This window comes from Schleiferilactobacillus shenzhenensis LY-73, from assembly GCF_000469325.1.
GTDB lineage: Bacteria > Bacillota > Bacilli > Lactobacillales > Lactobacillaceae > Schleiferilactobacillus > Schleiferilactobacillus shenzhenensis.
Map to the genome: position 1 here is coordinate 15,014 of NZ_KI271605.1, position 16,482 is coordinate 31,495.

Sequence of the window (16,482 nt, forward strand, 5' to 3'; positions counted from 1 at the left end):
ATGGTGGTGGCGCTTTCTCCCGAGGGGGCTGCCGCCATTTTTCAATGTTGGCAGGAAGAAAGGATCGGCATGATGCGTGCGCAGATAATCGATATTCGAGGCATTTCTAATCCATTAGCGGAAGCTGTCCGCGAGCAGGCCCGGGCAGTGCGCGGGAAACCGTTGCCGGTGCTGCCGCTGGCCGATTTTCTGGCCTTTACCCAAACGGGGGAACGGGCGGCTTACGAGGACGCAATTTTTGCCCGCCATGGGCGGTTAGCCTTAGCGGGGACGGCCTGGCTTCTGGATCCGGGGGCGGAGACCGGCGCCGAACTCGCAGACATGCTCTGGCAGATCTGTCAGGAACCCTCCTGGTCCTTGCCGGCCCACCTGTACAAGTCTGGCAGCGACCCGTTGGCCAAGCCGGGCGCCATTGGCCTTTTTCTCGACCTCGTATCTACGGATACCGGGGCCATGGTGGCGTACTTGACCCACGCTGCGGCCGGCGAGCTGCCCTCGGCCTTGGTCGATTTCATTCACTTCGAGCTGCAGCGGCGCATCTTCACGCCCTTCCTCACCCGGGACTGGAACTGGCTGCACCTGGAGAATAACTGGGCGGCCGTCTGTGCCGGCGGCGTCGGGATGGCGGCCCTCTATGGTTTGAGCGCCGAGGACAAGCAGCGGGCACGGATCATCACCCGCGTCGCTACCGGGATGCGCAGTTATATCCGCGGCTTCGGTGCCGACGGCGCAACGGAAGAGGGCGTGGACTATTGGGCTTACGGTTTAGGCCACTATATTTACTTTGCCCAGGCCCTGGCCGCGGAGACGGGCGACGACCACTTTTTACGGGCGGCTAAGGTGCCCCGCATGGCCCGCTTCCCGTTCAACGCCAGTTTATTTCCCGGGCAATACGTGATGTTCGGGGACATGACCAAGCGCACGGCAGCGCAGCCCAGCGGCCTCATGAGTTTCTGCGCGAAGGTCCTGCACGCGCCGCTGACGGAACCAATTCGTTACAGCACTGTGGCAGAAAGCGGCAGCTTCAACGACTTGCTGCACAACATTGCCTGGACGGATGAATCGCTGCCGGTGACCCCGCTGCCGGCGACGACCGACCTTCCCAGCGTCGCTTGGCACATTGTCCGCCAACCGGCCTGGGCGTTCGCTATCAAAGCCGGCAGCAACCACGTTTCTCACAACCACAACGATGCCGGCAGTTGGGAGCTGGTGACGCCGACCCAGAGTGTGGTGCGGGAGCTGGGTTCGGGGCCGTACACCCGGGACTACTTCGATGACCGGGTGCGCTATACGTTGCCGTATACCCGCAGTCTGGGCCACAGCGTGCCCTACGTGAATGGCACAGAACAGGTCTATCAGGCAGATACGCTGACGACGTTGACTGTGCAAGAGGACGGGACTGCCATTCTGAATTTGACGAAGGCCTACCCGCCTGCCGCCCGTTTGCGGCGATTGCTGCGGACGGTCCGCGTCACGCCGCAGACGGTGCGGATAACGGACCAGGCCAACTTTGCCAGCCCGGGGAATACGTTCACGACCGTTCTGATCCTGCCGGCGGCGCCCACCGCCAATGCGGCGGCCCCGGATACGCTGCAGCTGGCCGGCGGCTGGTCAATGACCTTCCCGGCCGGCGGCCAGGCCACGGTCACGCCGTTAAACCTGCACGATCATGACGGCCAGCCTTACACGGCGTATCGGCTGAGCATTCAGTATGCCGCCGGGGCGGCCGGCGAATGGACCGTGCAGCTCACGGCACCGTCCAGCGGCAGGAATCAGTAAGCCGAATGCTTGACGATGCGGGCGGCTCTTAAGCTGATATTGTGTTGATCATCACATGAATTGAATCACGAGAAAGCAGAAGGGGACATAACAATGGATAGCAGTAATCGTTGGCGGCAGACCGTTCAAGCCTTGATCACCCAGCACCGGTTGGACCCGGCGCCGGCAATCAAGAACGCGCAGCGCGTCATGCGGCGGGAATTTATCTTTGACCATCCCTTTGATATGGAGCCCACGAACGTCGCGTATACGATGGACCCCATCACCTGGCAGCACACCCCCAACGGCGATCCGGAGTGGCTGTATATGCTGAAGCGGCAGGAGTATCTGCTGGATTTGACGCTGGCCGCTCAAGCCACGGACGACGACCGCTATTTGGCGGACGCCAAGACGCTGCTGCTGGAATGGATCAGCCAGAACTTGGCCCAGCCGCAGACCTGGCGCACCATCGATACCGGTATTCGGCTGATGAACTGGGCCCCGGTGGTCGCTGAGCTCCAGGCAGAAAAAAAGCTCAGCGCCGCCGACCAGGCACAGATCGCCGATGCGGTGACGCGCCAAATGGCGTATCTGCGCAGCCATTTTGCCGATCGCTACCTGTTGTCGAACTGGGGCGTCCTGATCGTCACCGGGCCACTGGTTTACGGTGCACTCCATCCCGGGGCACTGACCGCTGACGACGCCGCTTGGGCCATGCAGCAGCTGCAGACGATGTGTGCCCTGCAGATCACGGATGATGGGATTCACTGGGAGCAGTCCGCGCTGTACTTCCTGGAAGTCTGGCGGGACCTGCTGGCCGTGGCGTTGGCGTATCACCGGACGGGGACTGCCCTGCCCGCGGTCATCACCCAGAAGCTGCTGGCCATGTGCGATATGGCGGCGCAGTACGTTCTGCCTGACGGCACACTGCTGCAGGTGGGGGACAGCGACGCTGTGCATATCGACAGTATGCTGCAGACGGCGAATTTCTTCCTGCACCGGACGACCCCGCAGACACCGCACTTGGCACCGGCCCTGGACTACCTGCTGGTGAGTATCGGCCAGATGAGCCGCTTCCCGTTGACGGAGTTCGATTACGCCCCCCTGCACAAGGTGGTGGACAGCCCGGCCAGCGGCAACTTCTTCGGCCGTTCGTCCTGGAACACGGACGCCGATTACTGGCACGTGATCAACGGGAATATCGGCAGCGGTCACGGCCACGCCAACTTGGGCCACTTCGATCTGGTTCTGCATGGTCAGCCGGTACTGGTCGATCCCGGCCGTTACACCTATGTTGACGGGCCGGAGCGGCGGGCGTTGAAAGACGCCGCCGCGCACAACACGGTGATGCTCAACGGCGAGAATTACGATGTGCCCACCGGCAGCTGGAGCTACGAACGGCTGGCAGAGCCCATGGCCAACATGGTGTACCACGGTCCCGGGCTGACCAGCGTGACGAGCGTCTATCACGTCGACCCCGTGGCCGGTACACCAGGCACGGTGACCCGCCAGTTCCTCTGGCTGCCGGCGGAGCATACGTGGATCGCCCTGGACAGCGTGGCGGCCACCGGGGAGCAGACGATGCAGGTCCAGCTGAACTTCGCTCCCCAAGTCACCGTGACCCGGGCCAATCAGCAAGGACTGTGGCACGCTGGGGCTAACGACGTTTTCAGTCACGCCGAGCAGAGCACGCTGCAGGACGGTCCCTATTCGCCAAAGTACAACACGCTCAGCCGGCTGACCCGGCTCACGCTGCAGGCCAGTATCCGCGACGTGGGCTTCAGCGATGTGACTATCGCCCCCCGCGGCACCTGGCGCGATGTCAGCGTCCCGGCCGTCCGCCAAGCCGAACGGCCAGCAGATTTCTCCGTTGCTCAGCGCTACTGCTTCGCCATTCGCCTTGATGCGTTCGATGGTGAACAAGTCTATGCCGTTTGGCAGAAAGAAAACACGGCAGACGGCTACCAGCTGTACTTTGTGGACGACATCCCAGTCTTCGGCAACCTCAGCGTCATCAGGCGGGCCGCGGATGGTCAGATTAACCGCCAGATCATTCGGCTCTGACCGCCTGGTCTTACATTTTCGTAAGCTGGCCGTCATCACGATTGGTCTAGAATAGAGGTGTACCAGAAAGGGAGTTTGCCTGATGAAATTAAGTAAAAGTGTTTTACTGGCCGCTACGTTATTGAGCGCGGGCGCCCTCGCTGCCGCCCCGTTGGCGACCAGCCAGGCCGCTTCGGGCAGTTTGATTGCCACCCAGACGACCAAGACGGAAGATTTGCCGGCGCTGTCGACGGTCTACGTTAAGAAGAACGCGGCCCCGCTCTACGCGGATGCCCAGTTGACGAAGAAGACCGGCCGCACATTGGCATTCGGCACGGCGTGGCGGGCCTTTACCAAGACCACGACGGCCAGCGGCGACCTTTCTTATAAAGTCGGCACGAACCAGTATGTCGCGGCGGCGGATGCCACGATGGATCCGAGTGCCGTGGCGACGACAGCCAAGGAAAGCGGCGTAGTTTACGTCAACGCTAAGGGCGGGGCAGATACCCACTCTTGGAAGACCGGTAAGGTGAACGGTCACTTGGCTTATGGCACAGCTTGGAAGTACGGTACCGTAGCCATCAATGGCTCAACAAAAGTCACTGGCTACTTTGTGAGCGGCGACCAGGTCCTGAACACGGAGGATGTCACCTTCACGAAACCGGGCACGACGCCTGTCGACCCCAGTCAGCTGCGCCGCGGCGTGTTCACCGTGAAGTACCCGGCCCACCCGTCCTGGGCAATTGCTAAGTATACTTTGAAAAACGGCTCCCTGAAGTATGCCGGTGCACTGCCTGCGGGGTCTCGCTGGCTGGCTTACGGCACGATGAAGATTGGCGGTCAATACTACTTTGACTTAGGCAATCAGTATGTGCCCGTTGCTTATGGTACATTTACACCAGCAAAGTAATCTACTTTAGTTGCCATGCATAAGAAAACACCGTTTCTGTCCATTTTGGCGGAGACGGTGTTTTTGTGTTTCTCGACCATTTTTCAACGCCACTTTACTACTTTTGGCGTCGTAACCATGAATTACACCGCCAAATCATCCAATTTGGCGGTGTAATTCAATTCATGGCGTTAATCACTTCGGCAGTTTGTCATCCGCCACTTTCGTCGTGACCAGCCCCTCAGTCCCGCTTACGCGGGCCGTGAAGCTGACGGTGTCACCGGGCTGAATGAAGCGGGCGAAGGGGTAGGTCTTGATATTGACCGTGTAGACGACTTTCTTATCATTGAGCATCAGGTACAGTGTGTCGTCGGCGATGCTGGTCCGGAAGACGGTGCCCTGGACCTTCTCTTTCTTCCCGCCGCTGGCCGTCGTCGCAGAACTGTCACCGAAGAGGGCCAGGTACTTGGCCAGCGTCGTCTCCGCGTCGCTGCCGGTGGCCACGGTGTTCTGAGTGCCGTTGCCCGACGCCAGCAGGTAGACGTAGCTGCGGAAGGCGTTGCTGGTGTCCAGCATGGAGACGACCCAGGTGGGTTTGCCGGCGATGCGGTAGAGCATCGGCATCTTCGGCTTCCAGCCAGTCTGCTTCATCATGTCCTTAGCCAGCTGCTGGGCCCGGTCGGGGGTCATCGCGTCGGCGTTTTCCTTATAGTAGTAACTCTTGCCGGTACCGGCGTCGGTGAAGGCGTAACCCATCACAGAGGTCTGGGCGGACTTGGCGCTGGTCAGCGACTGCTGGTAGTAGATCTGGCCCTTGTACAGCATGGGCGTAACGTCTTCGTCGTCGCCCTCGGTGCCGGCCTTGGTCACGGCTACCATCACCCCTTGGCGGGCGCCGCCGAAGCCGTTGGCATTCCACCAGCCGTTGCGTTCCCGGCCCCAAGCGCCAATCTGGCCGCTGGCAGTGGTGGGATCCACGGCCACGTCCAGCCACTTGGGCTTGTCCTTCAGGTCCTTGTAGAAATGCAGGGCGCCCGTTACAGCGTTCAGCGACACGACCCCCTTGTGCCGGAAGTCTTGACGGTTGGTCACGCCGTAGCGCTTGACCAGGGTGCTGACGTAATACGGATTGCCGCTGTCGTCGATCTCCAGTTGCGGCGCGTTGTTCATCAAGACGTAGCCCGAATTGGCGGTGGCCGCGTACATTAAGCGCTCGGCGTCCCGGCTGAAGTAAGCCGCCGGCGTGTAGCGCATGGCTTTCTTCACAAACTCGGGGTCGGCCGACTTGCTGGTGGCATCGGTGAGAAAGTAGCCGTCGACCTGCTTATAGCGCAGGTAGCGCCAGAAACTGCCGTCGAAATCCAGCGGGGCGGCGTAGACCAGCTTGTTGCGGTAGATCTGGGCGCGGACGTGGTCGACGGAGTAGACGTTGGCGTTGGGAATGTTGCTCAGGGAGTTGTTCACCTGGGTGAGCACCGTCGCCGGGGTATTCACCACCGGCACCTGCTTCGTGCTGCTGGTGATCTCCGGCAGCGGCGCCTGGGCGGTGGAGCTGTAACTCTGGACCGGCGCGTTGAGGGCAACGCGCTTGGCGTCCACCACGTTCATGACAGAAAAGACCAGCATGGCGATGACGCCCAGGCCGATGCCCCAGCCGATGCCGCGGGCGAACAACTTGCTCGGCCGGGATTCCCCGACGACCACCCGTTGCGCACCATTGGGCTTGCCGCCGCTGACCAGCTTGGTGAACTCGGTGGTGTTCATGACCCCCAAGAAAATGGCCTGGAGCAGGCAGGCAATGACGAAGCTGACCAGGTTGGCCATGATCGTCGTGGCCAGGCTAGGTTCCGGCAGGGCAAAGTAGAACCAGGCGTAGGCCACGATCAGCAGCGTGAGACTACTGATCAAGTCGTAGCGGGCCCGTTTGCCGCGTTTCTCCACCAGCAGCCAGACCAGGCCGACCAGGGTGGCAGCGACGCCCAAGGCGCAGAAGCGCAGGGTAATAAGCAGAAAGTCGATCCACATCATGATTAAATTCCTCCGATTCGGTAATGACTATCCTCAGTATACCGAACCTGTTTGGCAGCCGCCAACTATTCTCTCATAAATAACGTGAGATATGATTGAATAAGGGCTTGACGGTGGGTGGAAACAGGGCTAGAGTGAGAACATTATTAAATTCAGTACCGAATGGAGTGAAATTCGTGAAACCGATTATTGCAATTACGGCCGATTCCTTACCGAAACCGTCTCCGGTGATCAACGAAAACGTGGCGCCCTTTGCCCCGCGGGAACTGGTCGAAGGCATCTTGGCCGCCGGCGGGATGCCCATTATCTTGCCGTTCCCCCAAGATCCCAGCGAAGCGGAAGAAGCCGCCCAGGCGGCGGTCGCCCTCTTCGACGGGGTGGTCATCCCTGGCGGGCCGGACATCGACCCGACGTTGTTCGGTGAGGAGCCGATCCCCCAGATTGGCCGGACGAATTATGAACGGGACGCCTATGAGCTGGCGTTGATCAAAGCCGCGGCGCTGCAGCACAAGCCGCAGTTGGGTATCTGCCGGGGCATTCAGATCATCAACGTGGCTTTCGGCGGGACACTTTACCAAGACTTGGGTACGCAGGACCCTGACTGCCATATTCAACACAGCCAGAAGGCACCGGGTCAATTCCCGACCCACCACATCACCACGACGCCCGGTTCCCAGATCAACGCCATCGTCGGTGCCAAGCAGAAGGTCAACTCTCGCCACCACCAGGCTGTGCGGACCGTCGCTGCTGCTTTCAAGGCGACGGCTACCGCTCCAGACGGCGTGATCGAGGCCATCGAACTGCAGCAGGGCGACGATATTTTGGCCGTTCAATGGCATCCTGAAAACATGTGGCAGCGCGACCCGGCGGCCTTGGCGTTATTCCAAGACCTGGTCGCTCGGGCTGACCAACGGAAGAAAGCGTGAGCTTATGGCGACAGAAACGAACAAGAAAAACGAACTGGGCTTTTGGAGCATTATTCTTTTAGGCATCAACGGTATTATTGGCTCCGGTATTTTCCTGCTGCCTAACCAGGCGGCCAAGATGGTGGGCACGGCCAGTATCTTCGTCTTGATTTTTGATGCCTTGCTGGTCTTCGCCATTGCGGTGTGTTTCGCCAAGGCCGCCACGTACTTTGACGAGAACGGCGGTCCCTACCTATATGCCCAGGACGCCTTTGGCGGGTTTGTCGGCTTTGAGGTCGGCTTCGTCACCTGGGCCATCCGGATCATTGCCGAAGCGACGATGGCCGTCGCCTTTACCACCGCCCTGGGGTCCATCTGGCCCTTCGCCGCGACAGTCGTCGGCAAGGACGTGGTGGCCGCGACGCTGATCATTTTGCTGGCTATCATGAACATCGCCGGCGTCCGCGTCTCCAAGGTCGTCAACAACATCATCACGGTGTCTAAGCTGATTCCCCTGGTCCTCTTCATCGCCGTCTGCATCTGGTTCATCAAGGGCGGCAACTTCACGCCCCTCTTCCCGGGCGGGCACTACACCAGCGGCACGTTTGGTCCCGCTGCGGTGACGATGTTTTATGCCTTCACCGGGTTTGAAGGCGTCGTTGTTGCCGCCGGTGATATGCGGGATCCAGAGAGAAATCTGCCCAAGGCCCTGATCATCGTCATGCTCACCGTCTTGGCGTTCTACATCTTGATCCAAGTCGTCTGCATTGGCGTGCTGGGCACGACGACGCTGGCCAAGTCCGCGACGCCGATCCAGGCCGCCTTCGGGCGGGTGGCTGGCGGCTTCGGCAGTGCCTTAGTTGAAGCCGGCACGCTGCTGTCCACTGGCGGGCTGCTGGTCGCTTCCAGTTACATCACCCCCCGGTCCGGCGTGGCCTTAGCCGACCACGGCATGATGCCGCCGGCATTGGCGAAAGTGAACAAGAAGGACGGCCCCTGGGTCTCGATCATCGTTTCCTCGACGATCGGCCTGCTCATCGCGGTCTCCGGTACCTTCAATTACTTAGCCCAGATCAGTGCCATTTCTCGCTTCGCCCAGTACATTCCCACCTGCTTGGCGGTCATTGTCTTCATTAAAACGAAGAAGGGTGTGCCGTCCAACTTCCACCTGCCGCTGGGACCGGTCATTCCGCTGGTGGCCATCATCGTCAGCATCTGGCTGCTGTTCCAAGTAACGTTCCAGCAGATTGCCTGGGGCCTCGGTGCACTGGTCGTCGCTGTGCCGTTCTACTTCTTGATGGCGCATAACAAGAAGCGGCGGGAAGAGGCGGCATGACGGCTGTCATCTGCTTAATTGGTGGTGACAAGATAGCAAGAAGTTGTTATACTAAAAGCAGAAAAAGAACGCCGCTTTCCAAGGCGGCGTCCGCTTACCTCAGAGCTGCTAGGCGGTGGCCCTGATGCGACGACAAGAAATAGCCGTTAGGGCTGGAACCTAGAGACGGCTATTTTTTGTTCACGTTCACGATAAGCGTCACTACAAGTGTGATGAGTGAAACGACGAAAGCGCCGAATGCAATCATCACGAGCAACGTATCCTTTACGGACATTAAATTGGCTTCCCTTTCTCGGGTAACCGTGGTCAAACAGTGGTTGAATTGCACCACCTCCCGCAACTAACCTAGAGTAGCCACCGTCTATCAAAACTCTGCGTAAGAAGTATACCATCTCGGATGAATGATGCCTAGATGGTATTTTTTATGCCACAAATTCCCACTTTTAGGCGTTTATGGTAATGTATACCAATGATTGAATTTGGCGCATGTTGTACAATCTCCCCACATCTGATATTCTAAGCCTATCTGAAGAGAACCCTCCGCATGGCAATCTCGTCCCGCCGCTTCCGGCGCCGGGCAGGGTTGCCATGCGGCGTATCGTTCTCTCAACTACGATTTAAGAAAAGTGAGGTACGCCTTGTTAACTGTAACGAATGTCTCCATGACGTTTTCTGACCGCAAACTCTACGATGACGTCAACTTGAAGTTCACGCCGGGCAACTGCTACGGCATTATTGGGGCCAATGGCGCCGGTAAATCCACGTTCCTGAAGATCCTCTCCGGCGAACTGACGCCGACCACCGGCACGGTCCAGCTGGACCCCCACGAACGGATGAGCAATCTGCGCCAGGACCACTTCGCCTTCGACGATACTACCGTGTTGAATACGGTCATCCAGGGGTACGAGCGCTTGTACGCCGTGATGCAGGAGAAGGATGCCCTGTACGCCAAGGTGGATTTCTCCGAGGAAGATGGGCTTAAAGCCGCTAACTTGGAAGCTGAATTCGCCGAGATGGACGGCTGGAACGCCGAGTCTGACGCGGCCCAGCTGTTGACCCAGTTAGGCATTCCTGACGCCGACCACGACAAGCTCATGGGCGACCTGCCGGAAGGCCAGAAGGTCAAGGTGCTGCTGGCCCAGGCACTGTTCGGTTCGCCGGACGTTCTGCTGCTGGACGAGCCGACCAACGGCTTGGACCCGGAGACTATCCGCTGGTTGGAGAACTGGCTCGCCGATTACGACAAGACCGTCCTGGTCGTCAGCCATGACCGCTACTTCCTGAACCAGGTCTGCACGATGATGTGCGACGTGGACTTCGGCAAGATCGAGATGTTCGTGGGCAACTACGATTTCTGGCTGGAATCCAGTAAGCTGGCCCAGCAGTTGAAGGCCAACGCCAACGCGAAGAAGGAGGAGCAGATCAAGCAGCTCCAGGAATTCGTCGCCCGCTTCTCGGCCAATGCGTCGAAGTCCAAGCAGGCCACGGCCCGCAAGAAGCAGCTGGACAAGATCACGCTGGACGACATCAAGCCCAGCAGCCGCAAGTATCCCTTCATTAAATTCGAACCGGAACGGGCGCTGGGCAATGATCTGCTGCGGGTGGAGAACGTGTCGAAGACCATCGACGGCGTAAAGGTGCTGGATAACGTCAGCTTCATCCTGCGGCCGGAGGACAAGACCGCCATCATCAGCCGCAACGACGTCACTGCCACTCAGCTGATCCGCCTGCTGGCCGGCGTGGATACGCCCGACAGCGGCACGATTACCTGGGGTGTGACCACCAACCGGGCCTACATGCCCAAGGACCTGACGCCCGAATTCAGCGACGACACCCTCGATATCCTTTCTTGGCTGCGCCAGTTCGTGAAGAGCAAAGAAGAGGACGACAACACCTTCCTCCGCGGCTTCCTCGGCCGGATGCTGTTCTCCGGCGACGAAGTATTGAAGAAAGTCCCCGTTCTTTCCGGCGGTGAGAAAGTCCGCAGTTACCTGGCCAAACTGATGCTGAGCAAGGCCAACGTCCTGCTGCTGGACGACCCGACGAATCACCTGGATCTGGAGAGCATTACGTCGCTGAACGACGCGCTGATCGATTTCAGCGGCGCCGTCATCTTCACCAGCCATGACCACCAGTTTATCCAGACGATTGCGAACCACTTGATTGAAGTAGGACCGCTGGGCGTGGTGGACCGAGCGGACACGACCTACGACGAATTTTTGGACCACCCGGTAGCGCAGGAGCAAGTTAAGGCGCTGTATCCGACCAGTAATTGAGACATGAGAAAAGCCCAGCCGGCGATTTTTGACGGCTGGGCTTTTTTGTCTATGACGCGTTGGTTTCTTCGGCGTGTTCAGTCAGCGCGTCCAAGAAGAACTGCCCGTACTTTTCTAACTTCACCTCGCCCACGCCCTTGACCGCCAGCATCTCGTTCAGCGTGGTCGGCTTGGCGGCGCTGATGGCCTTTAGGGTGGCGTCGGAGAAGATCATGTACGGCGGCAGCTTGCTCTGCTCGGCCAGTTGCCGGCGCACGGCCCGCAGTGCTTGGAACGTGTCGTCGTCCACGGCTAGACTCTGGCGGGCCTTCATCGCGGTCTTGCGGTAGACCGACTGGTTGCCCCGCAATACCTCGGCGCCGGTTTCGGTCAGCCCCAGCGTCGGGAACTGGCCGCCGTTGGTTTGGAGGAAGCCGCTGGCGGTGAGAAAGTCGATGAACGTGGTGACGTCCCGCTGGCTCTGGTTCTGCATCAGGCCATACGTGGACAGCTCATCTAAGTGCCACTCCTGAATGCGCTGGTTGTGCGAGCCGGTGAGGACCTGAGCAATCAATGCTTTGCCGTAGCGGGAATGCATCCGCACGACGCAAGACAGCACTTTTTGGGCGTCGGTGGTGACATCCACCGCCTCCCGCTCGTCGAGGCAATTGGAGCAGCGGCCGCAGGGTTTGGTGCCGGTCTGGCCGAAGTAATTCAGGATAAACTGCTGCAGGCATTCGCCGGTATTCGCATACTGGATCATGGTCTGCAGTTTTTGGTACTGCAAGCGGCGGTGGGCTTCGTCGGCTTCCGAATTGTCGATGAAGAAACGCTGGAGCATGACGTCCTTGGGCTTATACAGCAGGATGGCTTCACTGGGCAGGCCGTCCCGGCCCGCGCGGCCCGCCTCTTGATAGTATGATTCCAGATCCTTGGGCAGCTGGGCGTGGATAACGAAGCGCACGTTGCTCTTGTCGATGCCCATGCCAAACGCATTAGTGGCAATCATGATCGGCTTACGCTCGAATAGAAAGTCTTCCTGGCTGGCGGCCCGGTCCGCGTCACTCATGCCGGCGTGGTAGCGGGCGACGGGCAGTTTCTTTTTGGCCAGCATGGTGTACAGCCGGTCCACTTCCTTGCGGGTACTGGCGTAAATGATGCCGGATTGGTCTTGATTCAGTTTCAAGTACTGACTCAAGTAACGGTCTTCGTCCTGGTCACGAATGACTTGGAAACTCAAATTGGTCCGCTCAAAACCGGTGTTCACCATACCGTCGTCGGGAATTCCTAAGCGCTGGCGGATGTCGGCAGCGACCCGGGGGGTGGCGGTGGCCGTCAGGGCGATCACCGCCGGCTTGCTGGTCAGCCGCTGGGGCACCGTCGATAAACTTAGGTAGCTGGGCCGGAAGTCGTGGCCCCATTGGGAGATACAGTGGGCCTCGTCGATGGCTAACAGACTGACGTTAATATCGTTCAGCTCGGTGACAAACTGGTCGGACTCGAACCGTTCCGGCGCGACGTAGAGCAGTTTGACCTCGCCCATGGCGGCTTGGCGCAAGCGTTCGTCCATCTCCCGGAAGTCAATGCTGCTGTTGATGAAGGTGGCGGCGATACCGTTATCGTTCAGGGCATCCACCTGGTCCTTCATCAAGGCGATCAGCGGTGAGACCACCACCGTCAGCCCCGGCAGCATCAGCGCCGGGATCTGGTAGCACAGCGACTTCCCGCCGCCGGTGGGCATCACCACCAGTGTATTCTCCCCGGCCAGCACCCGGTCGATGGCCGTATCCTGGCCCGCCCGGAAGTGGTCGTAGCCGAATTTTTCTTTGAGTACCTGTTCTGCTTGTGCCTGCGCCTGCATCGGAATCCTCCTGTTCTTTTCTCCCTATTGTATCGGCCGCTCCCGTGAATGTACAATGCGGCGGTCACAGTATTAGATACGCATTTCTCAGCGAGAAATAAAAAAACAGCCGGTGCCTTGTCTTGAAGCGAATACCAGGACCTGATAAACTGGCTTCACTGAGAGCGATTTCTGTTCAATACCGGACGTCCGACCAAGGAGGCAGCCGTTATGCGGAATTACTGGCAGCACCCATTCTTGCCCTTCATCATTGCGCTGCTGGTCATTGTGACCGGGTCGGCGGTCTTGTTAGTAGCGCCCGCGCCGCGGCAGACGGCCTCTGAGACACCAGCCCGGATGACGGTCCTGGCGGAACCGGTGCGGCGGCCGGTGAAGAAAGCCGCTGCCCAGCCCCAGGGGACGATGCGGACGCCGATGGATTGGCAGCAGCCGTCGGAAACGAAACCTTATCCGGACGTGGCCGCCCATCCCCACCTGTGGATCAAGGTATCGCTGGCCAAGCAGCGGGTCTACTTCCTCGATGGTCAGACAAAATTGTATACGATGTATGCGTCCACCGGGGTGGACACACCGAATAGCCGGACACCCACGGGGACCTATACGATTGAAGCGGAGCGGGGCCACTTCTTCTTCAACGGGGAAAGTCAGGAGGGCGCGTATTACTACGTCTCCTGGAAGGATCATGGGGTCTATCTGTTTCACTCCACGCCGACAGATGCTAACGGCAAGTTCAACACGGCCGAGGCGGCGAATCTGGGCGTCCGCCCCTCTTCCCATGGCTGTATTCGGCTGACTGTGGCCGATGCCAAGTGGCTGTATGACCATATCCGCTTCGGCACCCGGGTCGTGATCGAATAGCAGCCCTGCTGGTCCGGCGTCTTGAATTCTCATCTGAAATCCGTTATTCTAATATTAACATCAAATCGAAAGAAGGTTAGCCTCATGCGCGGTAGCGAAAAGCAGTATCACCAAGTGAATGATCTCCGACGGGACGTTGCTTTTCGTCATACCTTTGGCTTCATTTCGGCCGTTGACGGGATCCGTCTGTCCAAAAATAACCGAAATGTACACTGCCAATGACCGCCGAGGCGCCTCACCAGTTTCACTGAGGACCGTGGTGCGTTAACACCACGGTCCTTTTGCGTTCTCCGGCACTGAATAAGGAGAAAAATATGTTTTTACAAGCCAGTCAAATCACCAAATCGTTCGATCACGAAGCCCTCTTCACGGATATCTCGCTCCGGTTGGCCGCCACGGACCGGGTCGCCCTGGTCGGTGCCAACGGGACGGGCAAGTCCACCTTGATGAATATCCTGCTGGGCAGCGAGACGCCGGATAGCGGTGTCGTGAGCCGGGCCAAGGACGCGACCATTGCCCACCTGAACCAGCAGTTGATTACGAGTCCCGAGACGGTCACGACCTTTCTCGGCGCCAGCCAACCCGCCCTCACTCAGCTGCAAGCCGCACTGCACCACTGCGAAGACCAGATGAGTGCAACCCCGACCGACCTGGACAAGGTCTTGGCCCGGTACGCGGATTTGCAGCAGCAGTTCGAAGAACAAGGCGGTTACGCCTTTGCCGACCGCATCAATACCGTGATGAAAGGGCTGGCCCTATGGCCGCTGCGGGACAGTGTCGTTGACCAGCTGTCCGGCGGCGAGCGGATGCGGGTCGCCCTTGCCCAGCTGCTGCTGTCCGACGCGGCTTTCTTCCTGCTGGATGAACCGACGAATCACCTGGATACAGACGGCATCGAGTGGCTTGAGCAGTTCCTGTTGAAGGGCCAGGCGGGGTATCTGGTGATCTCCCATGACCGCTTATTCCTGGACCGGGTGACGACCCAGACGTGGGAAATTGAGGACGGCGAACTGGTCACGTATCCCGGCAGTTATTCCCACTACGTGACGCTGAAGGCGGAGCGGATCGCTCAGATACAGAAGGACCACGACCTGCAGGCCAAGGCCATCCGAAAGCTGAAGCTGCAGATTCGCCAGTACCGGCAGTGGGGTAATGAGAGCCAAAACGAGAAGTTCTTCCGGAAAGCCAAGGAATTGGAGAAGCGCCTGGCCAAGATTCAAGTCGTGACGGTGCCCCAGCCGCCCCGGCAGCGTCTGCACGACGTTCAGACGGCTGGCCGGTCAGGCAACGAGGTGGTCATTGCCCGAAACTTAAGCCAAGCCGTCGGCGAGCGGGTTCTCTTCCACGATGCCAGCTTCTGCCTCCGGCGCGGCGCCCGGGTGGCCATCACCGGGGCGAACGGTACCGGCAAGACCACGCTGGTCAAGACGATGCTCGGGGAACTGGCCCCTGCCAGCGGCACCATTCGGCTGGGCGCCAGCGTCCACGTCGGCTATCTGCCCCAGAACCCGCAATTCGCGGACCCGCAGCAGCGGTTGCTGGCCTATGTGCTGACGTTCATGCCCAACGAACAAGCCGCGCGCCAGGCCCTGGCCCGGTTTGGTTTCTACGCCGATGACGTCGCCCGTCGGCTGCAAGACCTGTCCGGCGGGGAACGGATCCGGCTGACGCTGCTGCAGCTGTTCCAGAAGAAAATCAATCTGCTGATTCTTGACGAACCCACCAACCACCTGGACATCGCCGCCCGGGAAGAGATCGAGGCCCTGCTCCTGGACTACACCGAGACACTGCTCATCGTCTCCCACGACCGCTACATGCTGCACAAGCTGTGCGACCAGGAACTACACATCGCCGACCAGACGATGACGGTGAGAAAGTGGGACAAGTAAGGAGGTTCCACGTGAAACAATACGACACCGTAGTCTTTAAAGATATTACCGTCACTTATGACACTCGGATCACACCGTTGATCACACCCACGGGGGACGAGCTGCTCTTTGTTACCGCCGACCGCACCGACGTGGTGGTCTTTTTCCGGGTCGCCCCAGACGGCAAAATCACGGCTGCCCCCCGCTACGGCGGCAATATCAAGTTTCGCGATATGCACCACTTCACGGTGGATGTCAATTTCGATTCCATTCTCGATCATCCATCGACGCAACCACCGCGCTACGCCGACATCGTCTTCAAGGATGTGCTCGTTCACTATGACGTGCGCACCACGCCGTTCATCCGCGGCGACGGCAACGAGCTCCTCTTCGCCACCCGGCTGCGGGACGACGTAAATGCCTTCATCCGCTTTGAAGACAACGGCGACCTGCTCACGTTCCCCAACTATGGGGTACAGTTCGTGTACATCAATGACCATGAACTGACCGTGGCGCTTAGGCTGGATGAAGTGGCGGACGATTGAGCCCTAACGCACGACTGCTTACCAGATACTGAACCGCATGACGCCCAGCCTTGTTTACGTATTGAGGAAGTATTGGCGTTGGCCCGGCGATTTGGGCCCTCCGCCAGGGGGCGTGGAACGTGGTGGGCACGGCTTG

General features: G+C 59.3%; 12 protein-coding genes. 9 read left to right on the forward strand and 3 right to left on the reverse strand.

The window, feature by feature from the left end; all coding sequences use genetic code 11:
* Window positions 1-69: 69 nt before the first annotated feature.
* From L248_RS12560 to L248_RS12570, 3 genes are all read left to right on the forward strand, one after another.
* Entirely contained in the window at window positions 70-1,779 is a 1,710-nt protein-coding gene (locus tag L248_RS12560; protein WP_040536763.1) for a heparinase II/III domain-containing protein, read from the forward strand.
* Window positions 1,780-1,872: 93 nt separating this feature from the next.
* Window positions 1,873-3,822, forward strand: a complete 1,950-nt coding sequence (locus tag L248_RS12565; protein ID WP_022530622.1) for a heparinase II/III family protein — start codon at window positions 1,873-1,875, stop codon at window positions 3,820-3,822.
* A gap of 82 nt (window positions 3,823-3,904) precedes the next feature.
* Window positions 3,905-4,711, forward strand: a complete 807-nt coding sequence (locus tag L248_RS12570) for an SLAP domain-containing protein (protein WP_022530623.1) — start codon at window positions 3,905-3,907, stop codon at window positions 4,709-4,711.
* A gap of 174 nt (window positions 4,712-4,885) precedes the next feature.
* On the opposite strand, the gene L248_RS12575 is transcribed toward L248_RS12570, so the two are convergent.
* A complete protein-coding gene (locus tag L248_RS12575) occupies window positions 4,886-6,718 on the reverse strand; it encodes a hypothetical protein (protein WP_155828667.1) in 1,833 nt (610 codons plus the stop codon).
* A gap of 176 nt (window positions 6,719-6,894) precedes the next feature.
* On the opposite strand from L248_RS12575, the gene L248_RS12580 reads away from it, so the two are divergent.
* Both L248_RS12580 and L248_RS12585 read left to right on the forward strand, forming a co-directional pair.
* Entirely contained in the window at window positions 6,895-7,644 is a 750-nt protein-coding gene (locus L248_RS12580; RefSeq protein ID WP_040536764.1) for a gamma-glutamyl-gamma-aminobutyrate hydrolase family protein, read from the forward strand.
* 4 nt (window positions 7,645-7,648) lie between these two features.
* Window positions 7,649-8,959, forward strand: a complete 1,311-nt coding sequence (locus L248_RS12585) for an APC family permease (protein ID WP_022530627.1) — start codon at window positions 7,649-7,651, stop codon at window positions 8,957-8,959.
* 169 nt (window positions 8,960-9,128) lie between these two features.
* Here L248_RS12585 and L248_RS16560 read toward each other — a convergent pair whose 3' ends face one another.
* Window positions 9,129-9,233 (reverse strand): putative holin-like toxin, encoded by a 105-nt coding sequence (locus L248_RS16560; protein ID WP_040536765.1) that lies wholly within the window; start codon window positions 9,231-9,233, stop codon window positions 9,129-9,131.
* Window positions 9,234-9,597: 364 nt separating this feature from the next.
* Between L248_RS16560 and L248_RS12595 the strand changes: the two genes are divergently transcribed.
* Complete coding sequence (locus L248_RS12595; protein ID WP_040536766.1) at window positions 9,598-11,235, forward strand: ABC-F family ATP-binding cassette domain-containing protein; 1,638 nt, start codon at window positions 9,598-9,600, stop codon at window positions 11,233-11,235.
* A 49-nt stretch (window positions 11,236-11,284) separates the two neighbouring features.
* On the opposite strand, the gene recQ is transcribed toward L248_RS12595, so the two are convergent.
* Window positions 11,285-13,075, reverse strand: coding sequence for a DNA helicase RecQ (gene recQ, locus L248_RS12600; protein WP_022530630.1), 1,791 nt, complete (start codon window positions 13,073-13,075; stop codon window positions 11,285-11,287).
* Window positions 13,076-13,285: 210 nt separating this feature from the next.
* On the opposite strand from recQ, the gene L248_RS12605 reads away from it, so the two are divergent.
* From L248_RS12605 to L248_RS12615, 3 genes are all read left to right on the forward strand, one after another.
* Window positions 13,286-13,933 carry a L,D-transpeptidase gene (locus tag L248_RS12605; protein WP_022530631.1) on the forward strand — a complete coding sequence of 216 codons (648 nt, stop codon included), beginning with the start codon at window positions 13,286-13,288 and terminating at the stop codon, window positions 13,931-13,933.
* A 314-nt stretch (window positions 13,934-14,247) separates the two neighbouring features.
* Window positions 14,248-15,822 carry a ribosomal protection-like ABC-F family protein gene (abc-f, locus tag L248_RS12610; RefSeq protein ID WP_040536768.1) on the forward strand — a complete coding sequence of 525 codons (1,575 nt, stop codon included), beginning with the start codon at window positions 14,248-14,250 and terminating at the stop codon, window positions 15,820-15,822.
* Window positions 15,823-15,833: 11 nt separating this feature from the next.
* Window positions 15,834-16,346 carry a hypothetical protein gene (locus L248_RS12615; protein ID WP_022530634.1) on the forward strand — a complete coding sequence of 171 codons (513 nt, stop codon included), beginning with the start codon at window positions 15,834-15,836 and terminating at the stop codon, window positions 16,344-16,346.
* Window positions 16,347-16,482 lie beyond the last annotated feature (136 nt).

Excerpts from the sequence above, each read along its gene's own strand:
- L248_RS12560 (WP_040536763.1), top strand. The coding sequence starts at position 70 with ATGATGCGTGCGCAGATAATCGATATTCGAGGCATTTCTAATCCATTA.
- L248_RS12585 (WP_022530627.1), top strand. The coding sequence starts at position 7,649 with ATGGCGACAGAAACGAACAAGAAAAACGAACTGGGCTTTTGGAGCATT.
- recQ (WP_022530630.1), bottom strand. The coding sequence starts at position 13,075 with ATGCAGGCGCAGGCACAAGCAGAACAGGTACTCAAAGAAAAATTCGGC.
- L248_RS12570 (WP_022530623.1), top strand. The coding sequence starts at position 3,905 with ATGAAATTAAGTAAAAGTGTTTTACTGGCCGCTACGTTATTGAGCGCG.
- L248_RS16560 (WP_040536765.1), bottom strand. The coding sequence starts at position 9,233 with ATGTCCGTAAAGGATACGTTGCTCGTGATGATTGCATTCGGCGCTTTC.
- L248_RS12575 (WP_155828667.1), bottom strand. The coding sequence starts at position 6,718 with ATGATGTGGATCGACTTTCTGCTTATTACCCTGCGCTTCTGCGCCTTG.
- abc-f (WP_040536768.1), top strand. The coding sequence starts at position 14,248 with ATGTTTTTACAAGCCAGTCAAATCACCAAATCGTTCGATCACGAAGCC.
- L248_RS12565 (WP_022530622.1), top strand. The coding sequence starts at position 1,873 with ATGGATAGCAGTAATCGTTGGCGGCAGACCGTTCAAGCCTTGATCACC.
- L248_RS12605 (WP_022530631.1), top strand. The coding sequence starts at position 13,286 with ATGCGGAATTACTGGCAGCACCCATTCTTGCCCTTCATCATTGCGCTG.